The following is a 19,247-nucleotide window of genomic DNA, read 5'->3' as shown; positions in this document are numbered from 1 at the left end:
CGCAAGATTGTTACGTTCGGTTAACCAATGACCCAGGCAAACGTGAGAGCGATCCCGCAGACCGAAGCAGCCGACAGCCCTACACAGGGTGGCGTGGTTCTGAGACCACCCACCATCGCAGACGGTACGCAGTTGTGGCAGTTGGCGAAAGACACCAAGGTGCTCGACGTCAACTCGAGCTACTCGTACCTACTGTGGTGCAGAGACTTCTCGGACACCAGCGTGGTAGCCGAATCCGACGGCAGGATAGTAGGTTTCGTCACCGGGTTCCGTCGGCAAGCCGCACCGAACACCCTGTTCGTCTGGCAGGTCGCTGTCGACGAAAGCCAGCGCGGCAAGGGAGTTGGGCGTGCAATGCTCGACAACTTGCTAGACAACCTTGCACCCCAAGGTGTTTCGCTGCTGGAAACTACGGTCAGCCCGGACAATCCGGCGTCGATCGCGATGTTCACCAGCCTGGCTCGGCGTCGCAACACGTCGATAGTCAAGCAACAACTTTTCGAAGCCGACGATTTTCCCGATGCACACGAAGCAGAGGACCTCTACATCGTCGGTACGCAGTCAGTCGACGAAGGGAAGCGGCAACCATGAATACCGCTGATACCAATATTTTCGATAGTCTCGAATCGCAGGTTCGCAGTTACAGCGTCGGGTGGCCCGCCATCTTCGACACCGCAAAGGGGTCGTGGATTCGCGACGAGAACGGCAAGGAATACCTCGACTTCTTCGCCGGCGCAGGCGCATTGAATTACGGACACAACAATCCGGTTCTCAAGGAAGCGCTCGTCGAGTACATCATGCGCGACGGCATCACCCACGGACTCGACATGTCCACCGTTGCCAAGCGGGACTTCCTCGAGACGTTCAAGGCCAAGATCCTGGATCCACGCGGCCTGGACTACAAGGTGCAGTTCCCCGGCCCGACCGGGACCAACACCGTCGAGTCGGCCCTGAAGTTGGCCCGTAAGGTCACCGGCCGCACCTCGATCATCAACTTCACCAACGCATTTCACGGTATGACGCTGGGTGCGCTCTCGGTGACCGGCAACTCGATGAAGCGAGCGGGCGCGGGCATTCCGCTCGTGCACGCGACCCCGATGCCGTTCGACAACTACTTCGACGGCGTCACCGAGGACTTCCACTGGTTCGAGCGCGTGCTCGACGATTCCGGTTCCGGCCTCAACCGCCCGGCTGCGGTGATCGTGGAGACTGTGCAGGGCGAGGGTGGCGTGAACGTTGCTCGCCCCGAATGGATTCGGGCACTGGCCGAGCTGTGCTCGCGGCGTGAAATCCTGCTGATCGTCGACGACGTCCAGATGGGGTGTGGTCGCACCGGCCCGTTCTTCTCGTTCGAAGAAGCAGGCATCACCCCGGACATCGTCACGCTGTCCAAGTCGATCGGCGGCTACGGCATGCCGATGGCGCTCACGCTGTTCAAGCCGGAACTCGACATCTGGGAGCCCGGCGAGCACAACGGCACGTTCCGCGGCAACAATCCGTCGTTCGTGACGTCGCGGGTTGCCATGGAGCACTACTGGTCCGACGACACGCTCGAGAAGGAAACCCTGCGCAAGGGCGAGCGCATCGCCAAGGCGTTCACCGATCTGTCGGAGAAGTTCGACGGCGTCTCGACCCGTGGTCGCGGATTGGTTCGCGGCTTGGTGTTCGACGACGCGGCGAAGGCAGGCAAGGTCTGCAAGCTGGCATTCGACAACGGCCTGCTCGCCGAAACCTCGGGCCCCTCCGACGAGGTCGTGAAGCTGCTCCCGCCGCTCACCATCACCAACGAAGAATTGGACCACGGCCTCGGTATCCTCGCGGATGCCACGGCCACCGTCAGCTGAAAGGATTCTCCATGATTGTTCGTACGACAGCGGAAATCACCGACACCGAGCGTGACATCACGAGCGAAGACGGCAACTGGCGCAGCAAGCGGATCGTGCTCGGCGGCGACAAGGTCGGCTTCTCGTTCCACGAGACCACCATCAAGGCCGGTTCGGTCAACAATTTCCACTACGCCAACCACATCGAAGCCGTGTGGTTGACCAAGGGCGAGGGCACGCTGACCGACCTGGACAACGACACGGTCTACGAACTGGGACCGGGCAGCATGTACCTGCTCAACGGGCACGAGCGGCACCGCGTCGAGCCGCGCACCGAGATGGTCATGCTCTGCGTGTTCAATCCGCCGGTCACCGGCCGTGAGGTGCACGACGAGAACGGGGTCTACCCCCTCATCGAAGAGCCTGCCTAGGATCGTGTGACAACCGAGCTCTGATCGAACCGGGCCGCCATATCGGCGGCCCGGTTCTGGTCGCACTGGAGGTTCACCTTGTCCGACGACCGTCCGTCGCCATCGATCGCCGTCCATCCCGATGACGATGCGCGCCTCGTCGATGCCGTCGTTGCCGGTGGCGGCGCAACCGTCCCGTTGGAGTCGGCACGCGCCCTCGTCTGGAACAGTGGATCGGACACCTTTCCCGATCAGCTACCCGACGGCATCGAATGGGTGCAACTGCCTGCCGCGGGCATCGAAGACTGGTTCACCTCCGGAGTCATCGAACGCAATCCGAACGTCCATTTCACCTCCGCCGCAGGCGCTTTCGCGCCGAGCGTCGCCGAGCACGCGGTCGCGTTGCTGCTCGCCGGTGTCCGCTCGCTCCCCCAGCACCTCCTCGCCACCACATGGCGACAGCAGGAGTTGGCACCGACGGTCGGGACACTGCGTGGCGCCACCGTCGCAATCGTGGGCGCGGGCGGAATCGGTCGCGCCATGATCCCCATGCTCGCGGCATTGGGTGCTCATGTGGTTGCCGTCAATCGATCCGGTTGCCCGGTTCCTGGCGCTGTGCATACGTATCCGGTGAGCCAGTTGGCGGATGTGTGGGCCGAGGTCCATCACGTGATCATCGGCGCACCTGCAACGCCCGCCACCAAACATCTTGTCGGCAAGGAAGAGTTGGCGAAGCTGAAGCCGACGTCGTGGGTGATCAACATCGCGCGCGGCAGCCTGATCGACACCGATGCCCTGGTCGAAGCACTCACCGACGGCACGATCGGCGGCGTGGGACTCGATGTCACGGAGCCGGAACCGCTGCCCGACGGACACCCACTGTGGTCGCTGCCCAACGCGATCGTCACGCCGCACGATTCCAACCCGCCCCAGCATCGGCTCACCGCCTATGCAGAGCGAGTCCGCGACAATGTCGCGCGCTTCGCTGCGGGCGAAGAACTGATCGCGTCCGTCGACCCGGTGTCGGGCTACTGAGCCGACGCGGGAAAGAACAGCTCCTGCGCGCGTCGAGCAACCTCGGCACTGGGGACGTCCTCGATCTTGGTGCAGACCGCCCATCGGTGGCCGAAGGGGTCGATCAGCACTCCGTGACGATCGCCGGAAAAGGTGTCCGAGACCGGGACAACGAGGGTGGCGCCCGCCTGGACGGCGCGATCGACGAAGGCGTCGGTGTCCGCCACGTAGACCACCACCGAGGAATGCACCCAACCCGCGTCCGGTGCCTTGATTCCGAAATCAGGCATCTCGTTCGACATCTGGAGCATGGAGTCGCCGATCCGCAACTCCGCGTGCATGACCGCGCCGTCGGGCGCATCCATGCGATCCACCACTTCGGCACCGAGGCCGCGCTGGTAGAAGTCGATGGCCGCAGCACCGTCGGACACGGCAAGAAACGGTGTGAGGGTGCGGTACCCGGCGGGGATGGGGTTCACTGGAGAGGAGACGGAAGGTGTGTTTGTCATGGACCGATCTTCATCTCGCGCGAGTGGCTCCGGATTGAACATTCGCGACAGACCGCACGACGGCATCGAGCGCCTTCGGGAACTGCTCGACAACCGCCGGACCCTGGTGATCACCGGCGCGGGCATGTCGACGGACTCGGGAATCCCCGACTACCGAGGACCGAAATCGCCGCCGCGAACACCGATGACCTTCCAGCAGTTCATCGGCGATCCCGACTTTCGTCGGCACTACTGGGCGCGTAACCACGTCGGGTGGCGGCACATGGATGCGGCCATGCCGAACGCCGGCCATCGCGCCCTCGCCGGCCTCGAACGCGCTGGGTCGGTGCGCGCCGTGATCACACAGAACGTCGATCTCCTGCACACCAAGGCCGGCAGCCGCCAGGTGATCGATCTGCACGGTACCTACGCTCGTGTCGCATGCCTGAGCTGTGGCCGCCGGGTATCGCGCTACGCCCTGGCCGAGCGCCTCGATCGGCTCAATCCTGGTTTTGCCGAAACTGTCGCCGCCGCAACGTCTGTCGAGATCGCACCCGATGCCGACGCGATCATCTCCAGCACCGAACACTTCCGGATGGTCGGCTGCGAACACTGTGACGGCATTCTCAAGCCCGACATCGTCTACTTCGGCGAGAGTGTGCCGCCTGAACGGGTCGCCGCCGCATTCGAATTGGTGGAGCAATGCGACGCGGTGCTGGTGGCCGGATCGTCGCTGACCGTGATGTCCGGCCTGCGTTTCGTGCGTCGGGCCGCGAAGCTGGCAATCCCGATCGCCATCGTCAATCGAGGCCGGACAAGGGGCGACGAGTTCGCCTCGCTCAAGCTCGACGCGGGCTGCTCGGATGTGCTCACAGCCTTGGCGGCGCCAGCCCGGACAACACGGTCTCGAGACTGAAGTCGAGCTGTTCGTCGGTGACATCGTTGCGATGGGTCATCGCAGCCACGATCACCGGTGCAACAAGGAGGTCCGCCGCCCACCCCAGGTCCGTCTCGGCGCGGATCAACCCAGCCGCGACACATCGACCGAGTATTTCCAACAGCAACGTGCGCCGTCGCGACACCAGCTGATCGCGAAAGCGGCGGTACTCGCCGGGTGCCTCGCTGCCGTCGGCGGCGACGCGCCGCATGATGCGCCGAAACCGATCGTCGGACCATTGCTCGTGCAGCTGGCGCAGAGCAACTCGCAGCTGCGCGCGCGGGTCGTCGGGCAGCGTCGTCTCCCCAACCGCGAAGAGCTCGGCCAGCGCATCGACGATCAGCTCGTCGCGCGAGGACCACCGGCGATAGATGGTCGATTTCGCGACACCCGACCGTGCGGCAACCGCTTGGATGCCTGCTCCGTGCCGACCCCGTTCTGCCAAGAGGTCGAGGGTCGCCGACAACACCTGCCGGTCCACCCCGGCATCGCGCGGTCGACCGCGCGGACTCACACCAGCTCCGCGGCCAATTCGCCCGAATCCGACTCCTCTTCCCGACGACGCCCGGGCAGCAACGTGAATGCCGCCACCGCTCCGAGTGCCGCACTCGCCGCTGCCGCCAACGACGAGACGTGCATGCCGTGGATGAACGCATCTTTCGATTGCGCGACGAATGCCTCGATCGACGATCGCGCCTGCTTCTCCTGGGCCGCGATGACCGCGGGCGGCAGCTGTCGAGCTTGCGGCAGCTCTCCACGTTGCTGCAGAGCCGCACCCGCTTGGCCTGCGAAACTCAGTGCACCGCCGATGGATTCGCTCGCGTCGTCGGTGACATGCGGCGTCACCCGAACGCTCTCGGGCAAGGTCGAGACGATGGCTGCGGGCTGGTCGAGCCGAGCAGCCAGCTGCGCGGGCGTGTCGACGCCGAGGTGTCCACGGAACGATACTGCGAGCAGCGATCCCAGGATGGCGACACCGAGAGCGCCCGCCACCTGTCGAACGGTGTTGTTCACAGCCGATCCTGCGCCAGCCTTCTCGCGAGGAACAGCGCCCATGATCGCGTTGGTGGCCGGCGTCATGGTCAACCCCATCCCCGAGCCCAGCGTGAACATCTGGATCTCGATGATCCACTGCGGCGTCGTTGCGGTGACCAATGCGTAAGACAACATCGACAGCGCGAACAAACTGAGGCCGGTTCCTGCAACAACCTTGGGTCCGAACTTGGCCGCCAGGCCGGCAGCGCGACTGGCCATGATCATCACACCGGCAGCGACGGCGATCAGCGCGACGCCTGCCGTCAGCGGTGTGTAGCCACGAATGGCCTGCAGATAATAGGCAAGGTAGAACGTCGCGCCCATCAGTGAGAAGAACACTAGCGCAATGGAAATGGTGCCCGCACTGAATTCCCGGTTCTTGAACAACGACACGTCGATCGTCGGATGCGAGCTCTTGGCCTCGAGATAGACGAACAGCGCAAGCAGCACCGCACCGACCACGATGGCGCCGAGGGTGTTCCAGCGCAACCAGTCGTTGGTGTTGCCGCCCTGGATGATTCCGTAGACCAGCACGACGAGGGCGATGATCGACAGGACGGTGCCGAGCGGGTCGAACTTGCCGGGATTCGGATCCTGCGATTCCGGCACCAGCACCACGATCAGCGCGATGCCGACGATCACGATCGGGACGTTGACCAGGAAAACCGAACCCCACCAGAAGAACTTGATCAGCGCTCCACCCGCGATCGGCCCGACGGCGATCGCGAGGCCGGAGAAGGCTGCCCAGATGCCGATGGCCTTGGGGCGTTCCGCGGGCTCGAAGACGTTCTGGATCACCGAAAGTGTCTGCGGCTGAACGGCAGCCGCACCGATACCCATCAGAGCGCGGTACACGATCAGTTCAGTGGGTGACGTTGCGAACGAGCACAGCGCCGAGGTGACGCCGAAGAGCACCATGCCGAGCAGCAGGATGCGTTTGCGTCCGACGCGGTCACCTGTCACGCCCCAGACGATCAGCAGGCCGGCGAACACCAGAGCGTAACTGTCTACCGCCCACTGCATTTCGCTCTGCGACGCGGTGAGATCGTCCTGAATCGTTCGTAGCGCGACGTTGAGGATGGTGTTGTCGAGGATCACCACCAATAGGCAGATCACCATCACACCGAGAATCAGCCACCGCCGCCGCTGAATGGTTTCGCTGTCCATGCCGACTCCCCTTCGCACCGCCTGCGCGAATTACGCTACGGACCCGTATCGAAAGATAATCCTGGGAGATGTGGGAGCGCACCCTAAATTCAGGCAATGGCTACGCAAAGAAGAAGGAAAACCCCATTTCAGAGGCAATCCAGGTCAGAGGCGAACCAGATCGTCCGCGTGGACGACGGGGCGCTGGAGTTCCGCGGCCAGCTCGCCGGTCGATCGGCCGAGCATGCCGTCGAGCTCCGTGCTGTCGTAGGCGACGATCCCGCGTGCGACCACCGTACCGTCGGGCCCGGTCAGCGCGATCACGTCGCCGCCGTAGAAGCGGCCCTCGGTCGCTGTGATACCCGCCGCGAGAAGCGAACTGCGCCGCTGCGACACGGCCCGAACCGCACCCGAGTCCAGTCGAACCGAACCGCGCGCGTCCGCCGCATGACGGACCCAGAATTTGCGCGCCGACAGTCGCTCCGGACGCGCCGCGAATGCCGTGCCCACCGTTCCTTCGCCGAGAGCCGCAGCAGCATCCGACGCCGCCGCCAGTAGCACAGGTACGCCGGCGTCGGCCGCGAGGCGGGCCGCGGCGAGCTTCGACGCCATGCCGCCGGTGCCGAGCACCCCGCCCGTACCTGCGATCACGCCGTCCAGATCTTCGGACGTGCGCACTTCGGGAATGAACGCGGCGCCGCCCTTGCGGGGATCACCGTCGTAGAGCCCGTCCACGTCGGAGAGCAACACCAGCGCGTCGGCGCCCACCAGATGAGCGACAAGCGCCGCCAGTCGATCGTTGTCACCGAAACGGATCTCCGCCGTTGCCACGGTGTCGTTCTCGTTCACCACCGCGACCGCACCGAGCGACCGCAGTCGGTCCAGCGTGCGCTGCGCATTGCGGTGATGCGCACGGCGCGCGAAATCGTCCGGACTCAGCAGCACCTGCCCGACGGTGCGCTGATATCGGCCGAACGACGTCCCCCACGCGTGCGCCAGCGCTAATTGGCCCACGCTCGCGGCAGCCTGTTTCGTGGCGAGGTCGGTGGGTCGTTTGGTCAGGCCCAGCGGGGCGATACCCGCACCGATCGCGCCGGACGATACGACCACCACGTCCGAGCCCGCGCGCATCCGCTCTTCGATCGCATCGGCGAGCAGATCGAGCCTGCCGGTGTCGAGACCGCCTGCCAAGCTGGTCAGGGCAGACGACCCGATCTTGACAACTACTCGGCGGGCAGTCGAAATCGCTTGGCGTGCAGAACTACCCGATCCCCCGACGTCAGAAGTCGTCGCTGCCATCGCCCGATTCCAGACCACGGCGCACCCTGTGCGCATGCTTGCGTTCTTCGGCTCCGATGCGATCGACCTGATCGATGCGCGCGTCCGTGCCGCGGCCGGTCCGCACCATCTCGACACCGGCCGGTGTCTGCGGTTCCCAGTCGAAGGTGACTCTGCCGATGGTGACCGACGCGCCGGGTTCGGCACCCTGTTTCACCAACGCATCCTCGACGCCCAAACGAGCCAGGCGATCTGCGAGGTAGCCCACGGCCTCGTCGTTGTCGAACTGAGTCTGCGCAACCCACCGCTCCGGTCGAGTGCCCTCCACGATGAACCCGCCGGGAACCTCGGGATCCGCAACGACGGTGAACGTGGATTCGTTCTTCGCGATCGGGCGAATCACCGGGCGCTTCGGCGCGGCCTTCGGATGTGCGAGACGGTAGTCTTCGACCAGCTTCGCCAGCGCGAAGGTCAACGGCCGCAAGCCTTCCCGACTGACAGCCGAGATCGCGAACACCTGCCAGCCGCGCGCCTCGAAATCGGCGGTGACCATCTCCGCCAGTTCCAGCGCCTCCGGCACATCCACCTTGTTCAGGACGACGATGCGAGGCCGATCGGCCAGGTCGCCGAGATTGCTGTCGGCCGACAGCGCAGGCTTGTACGCGGCCAGTTCGGCCTCCAACGCGTCGACGTCGGAGATCGGATCACGGCCGGGATCCAAAGTCGCACAGTCGACCACGTGTGCCAGCACGGCGCAGCGTTCCAGGTGCCGAAGGAAGTCGAGGCCGAGGCCTCGGCCTTCGCTGGCACCGGGAATCAGTCCTGGGACATCGGCAACGGTGAATGTCGTGTCACCGCTGGAGACCACGCCGAGGTTGGGGACGAGTGTAGTGAACGGGTAGTCGGCGATCTTCGGCTTCGCGGCGGACAGCACGGAGACCAGCGACGACTTGCCCGCCGACGGAAAGCCGACAAGTCCTACGTCGGCAACGGATTTGAGTTCGAGAACCAGATCCTGCTCGATACCGTCTTCACCGAGCAGCGCGAAGCCGGGCGCCTTGCGCGCACGCGAGGCCAACGCGGCGTTGCCCAAACCACCACGACCACCCGCGGCCGCCTCGAACCGGGTGCCCTCGCCGACGAGGTCCACCAGAATCCGGCCGTTCTTGTCCAACACCATCGTGCCGTCGGGGACCTTGAGGATCAGATCCTCGCCCTGCGCGCCGTCGCGGTTGCTACCCATTCCCTGGGTGCCGTTGCTGGCCTTGGCATGTGGGTGAAAGTGAAAGTCCAACAGCGTGTGCACGTTGGCATCGACGACCAGTACGACGTCGCCGCCACGACCACCGTTGCCGCCGTCGGGACCACCGAGCGGCTTGAACTTCTCGCGGTGCACGGATGAACAGCCGTTGCCACCTTTACCGGCGCTGACATGCAGCACCACTCGGTCGATGAATCGGGACATGGAACCGATCCTCCTCGGGTCGATGCTGCGGGATGGGTGGTTGGGGTGAAAAACAAAACAGGGGCGGGCGGGTACATGACCCTGGCCCGCCCCTGTTCGCAAGAACCTGGAGCTTCGAACGCAGCAGCCTCAGGCCTGCGTCGGCTCCGTGACAACGATGTTGACAGTTTTGCGGCCGCGCTTACTGCCGAACTCGACTGCGCCGGTGGCGAGTGCGAACAGGGTGTCGTCGCCGCCGCGGCCGACGTTCACGCCCGGGTGGAAGTGCGTGCCGCGCTGGCGAACCAGGATCTCGCCTGCGCTGACGGCCTGGCCGCCGAAACGCTTCACGCCGAGTCGCTGAGAATTCGAGTCGCGACCGTTCCGCGAGCTGGATGCGCCCTTCTTATGTGCCATGTCTTCGACCCTCCAGGATCAGTAGAGCTCGAGTTACTTGATACCCGTGACCTTGAGAACCGTCAGCTTTTGACGGTGCCCCTGGCGCTTGTGGTAGCCGGTCTTGTTCTTGAACTTGTGGATCTTGATCTTCGGGCCCTTGGTCTGCTCGACAACCTCGCCGGTGACCGAGACCTTGGCCAGCTTGGCGGCGTCGGTGGTCAGCTCGGCGCCGTCGACAAGGAGAACGGTCTCGAGCGAAACGGCCGTTCCGGGCGCTCCCTCGATCTTCTCGACCTTGACGAGGTCACCGACGGCGACCTTGTACTGCTTTCCGCCGGTCTTGACGATCGCGTACGTTGCCATCGGAGGGCTGCCCTTCTTTCACGTCACTGCTTTATCGAACGCATTGTTCGAGCTGCTCGCGCAACAGCTGTCGCGCGACTGGTCTGGTGTGGTTGCTACCTCCGGCATGCTCGCGCAGCGCCTCGAAAGGCACGGCCCTGACGGGCGCGGCAAAGCGATATCGCCGGGTAGCGACTGGTCAAGGTTACGGGAAGGCAACCACAAGGGTCAAACCGGCGCGACCGAGGTCACGTCACCGGGTGCACTCCCGCAAACCTGCCGGTCAGACGTCGACGTCCACGGGTGGACCCGCAGGCCTGCCCGCCGCCCTACGGCGTCGAACACGTGGTGCAACCACCGGCGGCTCGGCATCGCCGTTCTCGGGCGCGTGCGCACCGTTGTCCAGCGTCGCATTCGCTGCTGCCGCACTGGCCAGCTCCTCCGCCGACGGCGTCGGAATGACGAACACAGTTCCCGTGGTGCTTTCGCCGGGAGGCGCCGCGGCCGCTCGGGCAACTCGGCGCCGTCCGCGTGTCTTCTTCGGCGCCTGCTCGTCGTTGTCGAGGGGTGCTGGGTCGACAGGTGCTGCCGGCTCGACAGGTGCTGCCGGCTCGGCAACTACCGGTTCGACTGCTGCGACGTCCGCCGTCGCGGTCTCGACGACTGGCTCGGCCACGGCATCCGGCTGCTCAGGCTCGACCGGCGCAGCTGCCTCGTCGGCGTGCTCACCGTGGTGCGCCGCCATGGCAAGTGCGACCGGATGTGCGCGACGTACAGACGAATCGACCTCGTGCTCGTCGGGAGTCGGCTCGGTCGAAGCAGCGGGCTTCTCGCGTCCACGACGCTTACGCGGCGTCGACTCGCCCCGCGATCCGGAACGCTGACCGTTGTCGTCCGAGGATCCGACTTCGACCGGGTACGAGTGCACGATGATCCCGCGACCATGGCAGTGCTCACAGGTGCTGGAGAACGCTTCGACCAGGCCTGTGCCCAGCTTCTTCCGTGTCATCTGGACAAGACCCAGCGAGGTCACCTCGGACACCTGATGCCGGGTCCGATCACGACCGAGCGACTCCGTGAGTCGTCGCAGCACCAGATCACGGTTGGATTCGAGGACCATGTCGATGAAGTCGACGACGATCATGCCGCCGATGTCGCGCAACCGCATCTGCCGCACGATCTCCTCGGCAGCTTCGAGGTTGTTGCGGGTGACCGTTTCCTCGAGATTGCCGCCGGAGCCGGTGAATTTTCCGGTGTTGACGTCGACGACGGTCATTGCCTCGGTCCGGTCGATCACCAACGTGCCGCCGGACGGCAGCCACACCTTGCGGTCGAGTGCTTTGGCCAACTGCTCGTCGATCCGGTGCGCGCCGAACACATCGACGTTGCCTGAACCTTCGTACTTGTTCACGCGGGGCAGCAGGTCGGGTGCCACCGTCTTGATGTAGTTCTCGACGGTGCTCCAGGCCTTCTCGCCCTCGATGACGATCTTCGAGAAGTCTTCGTTGAACAGGTCACGGACGACCTTGACCAGCAGATCCGGCTCTTCGTAGAGGGTCTGAGTGGACCCGCCCTTACCGCCGTCCTGCGCCTCGGCAGCTTCGGAGATGGTCCGCCACTGCGCCTGCAGCCGTTCGACGTCACGGGCCAATTCGTCCTCGGCAACGCCTTCGGACGCGGTGCGAATGATCACGCCGGCGTCGGCCGGAACGATGTCGCGCAGAATTTCCTTGAGGCGCTTTCGCTCGGTGTCCGGCAACTTGCGGCTGATGCCGGTGGAGCTACCGCCGGGCACGTAGACCAAGAAGCGACCGGCCAGGCTGATCTGGGTGGTGAGGCGTGCGCCCTTGTGTCCGACCGGGTCCTTGCTGACCTGGACCAACACCTGATCGCCCGGCTTCAGCGCCTGCTCGATCTTGCGTTCCTTGCCGCCGAGACCGGCAGCCTCCCAGTTGACCTCGCCCGCGTACAGCACGCCGTTGCGGCCGCGGCCGATGTCGACGAATGCGGCTTCCATGCTCGGCAGCACGTTCTGCACGCGTCCCAGGTAGACGTTGCCGACCATCGAGGCCGAGCTGGTACTGGTCACGAAATGCTCGACAAGGATGCCGTCTTCCAGCACCGCGACCTGCGTGGCAGTCTGGTGATCCGGCGAGGCCTTCTCGCGTACCACCATCACGCGGTCCACCGATTCCCGGCGAGCCAGGAATTCGGACTCCGTCAGGATGGGCGGCCGACGACGACCGGCATCGCGGCCATCCCTGCGGCGCTGCCGCTTCGCCTCGAGGCGGGTCGATCCGGTGATGCCCTGAACTTCGTCTCGGTCCCGCCCGGCACGGCCCTTGTTGCGGGGTTCGTTGTTACGCGGCTCGCGCTCGTGCACCACGGTGTTCGGCGGATCGTCCTCGGAGCCCGAGTCGCCCGAACCGTCGCCGGTGACCTTCCGCCTGCGCCGACGACGACGCCTACGAGTGGAACCATCGCCCGATCCGTTGTCTTCGCCGTCCTCCGACTTCTCCGCGTCGGCGTCGGCGGAATCCTTCTCCGACTCCGCGTCGTCCGTTGCCTTGTCGGAGGTGCCGGCCATGTCGGAGGTGCCGGCCTTGTCGGAGGTGCCGGCCTTGTCGGAGCTGTCGGCAGCATCGGACGGCGACCCGGCGGACTCGTCGTCGGTGGCGTCGGAGTTGTCGGAATCGTCATCCGAGTCGGCGTCGCCGCCGGCCTGCTCGCCACGCCCACGGCCACGCCCTCGGCGGCCGCGCCGACGACGACGAGGCTGCGAACCATCGCCCTTGTCGTCGGAATCGGCATCGTCGGAGGACGAGTCGCTGGTGTCTCCATCGGCGACCTGCGCGTCAGCAGCATCGGTCTCGCCCTGCGCTTCGCCAGCTTCGGCCTGCTCGGCTTCAGCCTTCTTTGCTTGGGCCTTCTTTGCGTCGGCCTCGCGCTTACGACGTTCGTCGGCTTCCTTGCGCTGTTCCTCGGCCTTCTGCTTGCGAGCCTCCGCGACGGCTGCGGCGTCCGGCTGCAAGAACAACGGAACCTGTACAGACGCGGACGACTCGGTCGAGACGGGCAGGTGCGGAACCTCGTCGACCGCAGAACTCGTGAACAGCTGCGGCTGCTCGGTGTGCGCCGGGGGCTCGGAAGGCTCCGCCACCGGCGTTTCGACTGCCGATTCCGCGACAGGCTGCGGTTCGGTTTCCGCAGCTTGCGCCTCGGAAGCTGCCAGTGCATCGCGCACCGACTCGGCGGTTTCGCGTCCGAGACTCGACTGCGCACTGCGCGCATCGGCCCCGATCTCGCTCAGCGTCGCCAGCACCTGCTTGCTCTTGACTCCGAGCAACTTGGCGAGGGCATGAACTCTTATCCGATCGGGAAGCACCGGGACGGCCTTCTCCCCCGGCTCGTCGGCCGTGACGGTGTCGATGGGTGGGGCTGACTCGACGCCCGTGGACTCGGCGCTGCCGGAATCGATCGGCGTCGACTCCTGTGCGTTCAGCTCTTCTGGTGTTTCAGGCGGCTCGTGATCGGCCACGTAGGTCTCCTCGGACCCCCGGGCGCGTCCGCCCAGAAGAACGGACGGTGACGCGGCCACGCGGAGGTGCTGCTTCGGTAACCCGCACCCCGGAAGGGGCGCGGGTTATTTGTGGTCTCGCTCCGCGTACTCGGTATCGTCCGGTCGGTTACTGGTCCAAGTGGGCTAGCTGGGCACGCGGTGCCTGGCTGGATGGCTATGGTCCATGGTTCGAGCGCTGATCATCAAGCATGCCGACGCGGGCGAGGGGTTACCTTCTGCCCGTAGCAGCGATGACGGCATCGAGCCTCGGTGTCATCCGGAAGCCGCCGCGCATAGCAATTTGCGGAGCATCCACCCTCAGTATCCCATACGTGCCGACGAAGCTTCGCCAGCGGCGCACCAGGAGATGTGAATGAACCTCTACGAGGAGGCGAGGTTCGGGAACCACAGCGCGATCTCGCGCTGCGCGGATTCGGCCGAATCCGACCCGTGCACCAGGTTCTCACCGGTCTCGAGGGCAAGGTCGCCACGGATGCTGCCCGGCACGGCCTTCTCGACCGGGTCGGTTCCGCCGGCAAGCTGACGGAACGCGGCGATGGCGCGCGGTCCCTCGACCACGGCGGCGACGACGGGTCCGGAGGTGATGAATTCGATCAACGAGCCGAAGAACGGCTTTTCCTTGTGCTCGGCATAGTGACTGCCGGCAAGGTCTTCCGACACGGTCTTCAGCTCGATCGCGGCAAAGGTCAGACCCTTGCGCTCGATACGGCCGATGATCTCGCCGATGTTCCCGCGGGCAACGCCGTCGGGCTTGATAAGTACAAGGCTTCGCTCAGTCACGGGCGATAGCGTATCCGGTCAATCCCGCTGTCCCGGAAGCAGTCCCTGCCGGAGTCGGTCGGTGATGTCTCGGCGCAGGTAGATGATGTACGCCCATACTGCCGAGAACAGGATTCCCAACGAGCCGATCGCCGGATGGAAGACCCACCCCACGATCATCGCAACCTGCAGCGCGACGTCGAACGGAATCGCCCAGCTGCGGCCTTGTAGGCCCGCACCCAGAATCATCAGCACGGCAAGCGCCACGATGTACGTGCCGGAGACCCAGGTGATTCCGCCCCCGACGGTGGCAACCACAGGCAATGCGAGGAGTACGACGATGGCCTCGAGCACCAAGGTCCCGGCACACACTCCGCGAAAGCCCTTCCATGGGTCTTTCGCCGGCGGCTTGAATTCGCCGTACTCGCTCACGCGGGGTCCTTTCCGAAGAGGCCACGGGCCGCGCCTGCGGTGACGACAGATCCGGTCACCACGACGCCTGCGCCCGATACTGCCTCACCGGGCTCGGCGACGTCTTCCGCGATTCCGATGGCCGTTTCCAGCGCATCCGGCAGCGTCGCAGCGACCACCACGCGTTCGTCGCCGAACCGCTGGACCGCGAGATCCGCCAATTCCTCGACGTCGAGGCCACGCGGCGAGCCGTTGCTGGTCACCACTATCTCGTCGAAAACGGGTTCCAACGCTTCGAGGATTCCGGCGACATCCTTGTCCTTCATCACGGCGACGACGCCGACGAGCTTCCGGAAGTCGAACTCCGCTGCGAGGGCCGCAGCGAGCGCTCGTGCACCGGCCGGATTGTGCGCGGCATCGAGGAAGATGGTGGGCGCGCTACGCACACGTTCGAGCCGGCCCGGGGACGTCACCGACGCAAACCCCGCCCTGATCGCGTCCTGGTCCAGTTGGCGATCAGCGCCTGCGCCGAAGAAGGCCTCGACGGCCGCCAACGCCATCACCGCGTTGTGAGCCTGGTGCTCGCCGTGCAGCGGCAGGAAGATCTCACTGTAGACGCCACCGAGACCCTGGAGTTCCAGCTCCTGCCCACCGATGGCGATCCGACGACCGAGCACGCTGAATTCGCTGCCCTCCCGCGCCACCGCAGCGTCCGCACCCACGGCCTCTCGAAGGATGACGTCCATCGCCTCAGGCTGCTGCTCCGCGACGATGACGACGTTGTCCAACGGGATCAGCCGCTCGGGCGCTTTTTTGATGATCCCGGCCTTTTCTCCCGCGATCGTCGCGACGTCGGTGCCGAGGTACTCCATGTGGTCGAGACCGATCGGCGTGATGACGGCGATCTGTCCGTCGACCACGTTGGTGGCGTCCCAGCGGCCGCCGAGGCCGACCTCGACCACGGCGACATCGACCGGTGCCTCAGCGAAAGCGGCGAAGGCCATGGCGGTGAGGACCTCGAACTTGCTCATGGCCGGTCCACCTGCCGCGACGGACTGGCGATCGACCATTTCGACGTACGGCAGCAGTTCGCGGTAGATGTCGACGTACTGCCGCGGCGTAATCGGGCCCCCGTCGATGCTGATGCGTTCGGTCGCCAGTTGCAGGTGTGGACTTGTCGTCCGCCCTGTCCGCCGGTGCAGTGCTGTGAGCAGCGCGTCGATCATCCGGCTCACCGAGGTCTTGCCGTTGGTGCCCGCGACATGGATTGCCGGGTAGCTGTGCTGCGGCGAGCCGAGCAGATCCATCAGCGCAGCGATGCGGGCGGTGGACGGTTCGATCTTGGTTTCGGGCCAGCGCTCGTCGAGTTCGGCCTCGACCAACGCCAATTCGGCCAGGTCTACCGGCGATATCTGGAGCGGTTCGCTCACTTGTCCCCCATGTCGCTCAACCGAGCGCCCACTCGTTGTACTTCTTCATCGGCGAACTGCTTGCGCGCCTTGATCTTGTCGACGACGGCGTCCGGCGCCTTGGCGAGAAACGCGTCGTTGGACAGCTTGGCTGTGCAGCCCGCCAGTTCCTTCTCGGCTGCCGCCAGCTCCTTCTCCAGCCGACGACGCTCCGCGGCGATGTCGACCGTGCCCGACGTGTCGAGTTCGACGGTCACAGTCGCCTTGGTCAGTCGAACTTCCAGCGACGCTGTCGCGGCGAAATCGTCGGCGGGCTCGGTCAATTGGGCGAGCGTCGCGACAGCCGGTTGCTGTGCGACGAGATCCGCGTCGTCGATTCCGATCAGCCGTGCAGCAACCTTCTGCTTGTCCTTGAGGCCCTGATCGCTGCGGAATCGGCGGATCTCGGTGATGAGTTTCTGCATGTCCGAGATTCGTTGCGCTGCAGCGACATCGGTAGCGACGCCCGAAGCCTGCGGCCACGCCGTGGTGACGATCGACTCCTGCTCGGTGAGCGCCTTCCAAAGCGCCTCGGTGATGAACGGAATCACCGGATGCAGCAGCTCGAGCAGTCGCGCGAGGACGACGCCGAGCACCACGCGAGTGTTCGCCGCAACGGCGTCGCCTGCACCGAACTGCACCTTGGCCAGCTCGAGATACCAGTCGCACACCTCGTCCCACGCGTAGTGATAGAGGGACTCGCATGCCTTGCCGAACTCGTACGAGTCGAATGCCGAATCGATCTCTGCCCGAACCTCTTCCAGACGATCGAGAATCCAGCGATCAGCGTCTGTGAGCGACGCACGCTCCGGCAGCTCGCCGACCGCGGCACCGTTCATCAGTGCGAACTTGGTGGCGTTGAACAGCTTGGTGACAAAATTGCGCGACGCCGACGCCTGCGATTCGCCGACCGACAGGTCGCTACCCGGCTGAGCCCCGCGGGCGAGGGTGAAGCGCAGTGCGTCCGCACCGTAGAGGTCGACCCAGTCCAGCGGATCGATGCCGTTGCCGCGCGACTTCGACATCTTCTTGCCGAATTGGTCGCGAATCAGGCCGTGCAGGAACACATCCGAGAACGGCACCTGCGGCGCACTCGACTCGTCCTCCGCCACGAAGAGCGCGAACATCATCATGCGGGCGACCCAGAAGAAGATGATGTCGTAGCCGGTGGACAGCACATCGGTGGGATAGAACTTCTGCAGTTCCGGTGTCTTGTCCGGCCAACCCAGTGTGGAGAAGGGCCAGAGGGCAGACGAGAACCAAGTGTCGAGGACGTCGGGGTCCTGCTCCCACCCCTCGGGGGCCGTCTCGTCCGGCCCGATGCACGCGACCTCACCCTCGGGTCCGTACCAGATCGGAATGCGGTGACCCCACCACAGCTGACGCGAAATGCACCAGTCGTGCATGTTGTCGACCCAGGCGAACCAGCGCGGCTCCAGGCTGGCGGGATGAATCGTGGTGTGGCCGTTGCGAACCGCGTCGCCTGCCGCCTTGGACAGCGATTCCACCTTGACGAACCACTGCAACGACAGCCGCGGCTCGATTGCCTCACCACTGCGCTCGGAATGGCCGACACTGTGCAGGTAGGGCCGCTTCTCGGCGACTACGCGCCCCTCCTCCGCGAGGCGCTCACGAATCTTGACGCGAGCCTCGAATCGGTCCATGCCGTCGAATTCGGTGCCCGTGTTCACGATTCGGGCCTGCTCGTCCATGATCGACGGCATCGGCAGGCTGTGACGGACGCCCATCTCGAAATCGTTGGGATCGTGAGCCGGAGTGATCTTCACTGCGCCGGAACCGAATTCGGGATCCACGTAGTCGTCGCCGATGATCGGAATCTGTCGTCCCGTGATCGGGTGATACATCGTGGTGCCGATGATCGACTGGTAACGCGGATCGTCGGGGTGCACCGCGACGGCGGTATCGCCGAGCATCGTTTCGACACGGGTGGTCGCCACGATCACGTGCGGCTCGTCGTCGTCGAGCGAGCCGTAGCGCAGCGAGACCAGCTCACCCTCGACGTCCTCGTACTTGACCTCGATGTCCGAGATCGCGGTCTTCAGCTCCGGCGACCAATTGACGAGCCGCTCGGCGCGGTAGATCAAGCCCTTGTCGAAGAGTTTCTTGAAGATGGTCTGCACGGCACGAGAAAGCCCGTCGTCCATGGTGAATCGGTCTCGACTCCAGTCGACACCGTCGCCGATTCGGCGCATCTGTGCCTGAATGGTGCCGCCGGAATCGTGCTTCCAGTCCCACACCTTGTCGATGAAGAGCTCGCGGCCGAAGTCTTCCTTCGTCTTGCCGTCGACCGCGAGTTGTTTCTCCACCACCGTCTGCGTCGCGATGCCGGCGTGATCCATTCCTGGCTGCCACAACACCTCGAAACCCTGCATTCGCTTTCTGCGGGTGAGCATGTCCATGATCGTGTGGTTCAGCGCGTGCCCCATATGAAGGCTGCCCGTGACGTTGGGCGGCGGGAGCACGATCGAGTAGGCGGGCTTGTCGCTGGTCGCGTCTGCTGTGAAGTAACCGGCATCGACCCAGCCCTGATACATCCGCATCTCTACTGCGCTGGGGTCCCAGTTTTTCGGGAGGGATTCTGCACGGCTACGGGGGTCTGGCGCTGCGCTGGTCACTCGGCGATTCTAGTTGCCGCCGTGAAGCGGTCCCGCCCCCGACCTCGAGATCGGACAAATTGAACAGGCAATCATGTCGCTACCCGAACGAACCTTC

17 protein-coding genes are annotated in these 19,247 nt (G+C 64.9%); 5 read left to right on the top strand and 12 right to left on the bottom strand.

Features of this window, described 5'->3' with window-relative positions:
* Nucleotides 1-27: 27 nt before the first annotated feature.
* The 4 genes from ectA to FOY51_RS10590 all read left to right on the top strand — a co-directional run bounded on the left by ectA (nucleotide 28) and on the right by FOY51_RS10590 (nucleotide 3,268).
* The gene (gene ectA / locus FOY51_RS10605; protein WP_149430205.1) at nucleotides 28-591 is read left to right on the top strand and encodes a diaminobutyrate acetyltransferase; all 564 of its coding nucleotides are present in this window, start codon (nucleotides 28-30) and stop codon (nucleotides 589-591) included.
* Entirely contained in the window at nucleotides 588-1,844 is a 1,257-nt protein-coding gene (gene ectB, locus FOY51_RS10600) for a diaminobutyrate--2-oxoglutarate transaminase (protein WP_149430204.1), read from the top strand. Before ectA ends, ectB begins: the two co-directional genes overlap by 4 nt.
* A gap of 11 nt (nucleotides 1,845-1,855) precedes the next feature.
* Entirely contained in the window at nucleotides 1,856-2,254 is a 399-nt protein-coding gene (locus tag FOY51_RS10595; RefSeq protein ID WP_149430203.1) for an ectoine synthase, read from the top strand.
* Between the two features lie 78 nt (nucleotides 2,255-2,332).
* A complete protein-coding gene (locus FOY51_RS10590) occupies nucleotides 2,333-3,268 on the top strand; it encodes a D-isomer specific 2-hydroxyacid dehydrogenase family protein (protein ID WP_149430202.1) in 936 nt (311 codons plus the stop codon).
* Here FOY51_RS10590 and FOY51_RS10585 read toward each other — a convergent pair.
* Nucleotides 3,262-3,756 carry a VOC family protein gene (locus tag FOY51_RS10585; protein WP_149430201.1) on the bottom strand — a complete coding sequence of 165 codons (495 nt, stop codon included), beginning with the start codon at nucleotides 3,754-3,756 and terminating at the stop codon, nucleotides 3,262-3,264. The genes FOY51_RS10590 and FOY51_RS10585 overlap by 7 nt on opposite strands.
* Between FOY51_RS10585 and FOY51_RS10580 the strand changes: the two genes are divergently transcribed.
* Nucleotides 3,755-4,651: an NAD-dependent protein deacetylase gene (locus tag FOY51_RS10580; protein ID WP_149430200.1), complete on the top strand. Its 897-nt coding sequence runs from the start codon at nucleotides 3,755-3,757 to the stop codon at nucleotides 4,649-4,651. The two genes, FOY51_RS10585 and FOY51_RS10580, sit on opposite strands and share 2 nt — an antisense overlap.
* On the opposite strand, the gene FOY51_RS10575 is transcribed toward FOY51_RS10580, so the two are convergent.
* From FOY51_RS10575 to FOY51_RS10525, 11 genes are all read right to left on the bottom strand, one after another.
* Nucleotides 4,605-5,186 (bottom strand): TetR/AcrR family transcriptional regulator, encoded by a 582-nt coding sequence (locus FOY51_RS10575; RefSeq protein WP_187776266.1) that lies wholly within the window; start codon nucleotides 5,184-5,186, stop codon nucleotides 4,605-4,607. The two genes, FOY51_RS10580 and FOY51_RS10575, sit on opposite strands and share 47 nt — an antisense overlap.
* Entirely contained in the window at nucleotides 5,183-6,874 is a 1,692-nt protein-coding gene (locus FOY51_RS10570; protein WP_149430199.1) for an MFS transporter, read from the bottom strand. Before FOY51_RS10570 ends, FOY51_RS10575 begins: the two co-directional genes overlap by 4 nt.
* Nucleotides 6,875-7,018: 144 nt before the next feature.
* Nucleotides 7,019-8,152: a glutamate 5-kinase gene (proB, locus tag FOY51_RS10565; protein WP_149430198.1), complete on the bottom strand. Its 1,134-nt coding sequence runs from the start codon at nucleotides 8,150-8,152 to the stop codon at nucleotides 7,019-7,021.
* Nucleotides 8,133-9,596 (bottom strand): GTPase ObgE, encoded by a 1,464-nt coding sequence (gene obgE, locus FOY51_RS10560; protein ID WP_149430197.1) that lies wholly within the window; start codon nucleotides 9,594-9,596, stop codon nucleotides 8,133-8,135. Before obgE ends, proB begins: the two co-directional genes overlap by 20 nt.
* 129 nt (nucleotides 9,597-9,725) lie before the next feature.
* Nucleotides 9,726-9,992: a 50S ribosomal protein L27 gene (gene rpmA / locus FOY51_RS10555; protein ID WP_149430196.1), complete on the bottom strand. Its 267-nt coding sequence runs from the start codon at nucleotides 9,990-9,992 to the stop codon at nucleotides 9,726-9,728.
* Nucleotides 9,993-10,025: 33 nt separating this feature from the next.
* Nucleotides 10,026-10,337: a 50S ribosomal protein L21 gene (gene rplU, locus FOY51_RS10550; RefSeq protein WP_149430195.1), complete on the bottom strand. Its 312-nt coding sequence runs from the start codon at nucleotides 10,335-10,337 to the stop codon at nucleotides 10,026-10,028.
* 262 nt (nucleotides 10,338-10,599) lie between these two features.
* Nucleotides 10,600-13,746 (bottom strand): translation initiation factor IF-2 N-terminal domain-containing protein, encoded by a 3,147-nt coding sequence (locus FOY51_RS10545; protein WP_371830438.1) that lies wholly within the window; start codon nucleotides 13,744-13,746, stop codon nucleotides 10,600-10,602.
* 510 nt (nucleotides 13,747-14,256) lie between these two features.
* The gene (gene ndk, locus FOY51_RS10540) at nucleotides 14,257-14,676 is read right to left on the bottom strand and encodes a nucleoside-diphosphate kinase (RefSeq protein ID WP_149430194.1); all 420 of its coding nucleotides are present in this window, start codon (nucleotides 14,674-14,676) and stop codon (nucleotides 14,257-14,259) included.
* An 18-nt stretch (nucleotides 14,677-14,694) separates the two neighbouring features.
* Nucleotides 14,695-15,087, bottom strand: coding sequence for a DUF4233 domain-containing protein (locus FOY51_RS10535; RefSeq protein WP_149430193.1), 393 nt, complete (start codon nucleotides 15,085-15,087; stop codon nucleotides 14,695-14,697).
* Nucleotides 15,084-16,496, bottom strand: a complete 1,413-nt coding sequence (gene folC / locus FOY51_RS10530; protein ID WP_149430192.1) for a bifunctional tetrahydrofolate synthase/dihydrofolate synthase — start codon at nucleotides 16,494-16,496, stop codon at nucleotides 15,084-15,086. Before folC ends, FOY51_RS10535 begins: the two co-directional genes overlap by 4 nt.
* Complete coding sequence (locus tag FOY51_RS10525; protein ID WP_149430191.1) at nucleotides 16,493-19,150, bottom strand: valine--tRNA ligase; 2,658 nt, start codon at nucleotides 19,148-19,150, stop codon at nucleotides 16,493-16,495. The genes folC and FOY51_RS10525 overlap by 4 nt, the downstream gene beginning before the upstream one ends.
* Nucleotides 19,151-19,247 lie beyond the last annotated feature (97 nt).

It is taken from the genome of Antrihabitans cavernicola, from assembly GCF_008297975.1.
Taxonomy (GTDB): domain Bacteria; phylum Actinomycetota; class Actinomycetes; order Mycobacteriales; family Mycobacteriaceae; genus Antrihabitans; species Antrihabitans cavernicola.
This window is presented reverse-complemented; position numbering and strand designations above follow the sequence as displayed.

Excerpts from the sequence above, each read along its gene's own strand:
- FOY51_RS10595 (WP_149430203.1), top strand. The coding sequence starts at position 1,856 with ATGATTGTTCGTACGACAGCGGAAATCACCGACACCGAGCGTGACATC.
- FOY51_RS10580 (WP_149430200.1), top strand. The coding sequence starts at position 3,755 with ATGGACCGATCTTCATCTCGCGCGAGTGGCTCCGGATTGAACATTCGC.
- ectB (WP_149430204.1), top strand. The coding sequence starts at position 588 with ATGAATACCGCTGATACCAATATTTTCGATAGTCTCGAATCGCAGGTT.
- ectA (WP_149430205.1), top strand. The coding sequence starts at position 28 with ATGACCCAGGCAAACGTGAGAGCGATCCCGCAGACCGAAGCAGCCGAC.
- FOY51_RS10585 (WP_149430201.1), bottom strand. The coding sequence starts at position 3,756 with ATGACAAACACACCTTCCGTCTCCTCTCCAGTGAACCCCATCCCCGCC.
- FOY51_RS10570 (WP_149430199.1), bottom strand. The coding sequence starts at position 6,874 with ATGGACAGCGAAACCATTCAGCGGCGGCGGTGGCTGATTCTCGGTGTG.
- obgE (WP_149430197.1), bottom strand. The coding sequence starts at position 9,596 with ATGTCCCGATTCATCGACCGAGTGGTGCTGCATGTCAGCGCCGGTAAA.
- rplU (WP_149430195.1), bottom strand. The coding sequence starts at position 10,337 with ATGGCAACGTACGCGATCGTCAAGACCGGCGGAAAGCAGTACAAGGTC.
- rpmA (WP_149430196.1), bottom strand. The coding sequence starts at position 9,992 with ATGGCACATAAGAAGGGCGCATCCAGCTCGCGGAACGGTCGCGACTCG.
- proB (WP_149430198.1), bottom strand. The coding sequence starts at position 8,152 with ATGGCAGCGACGACTTCTGACGTCGGGGGATCGGGTAGTTCTGCACGC.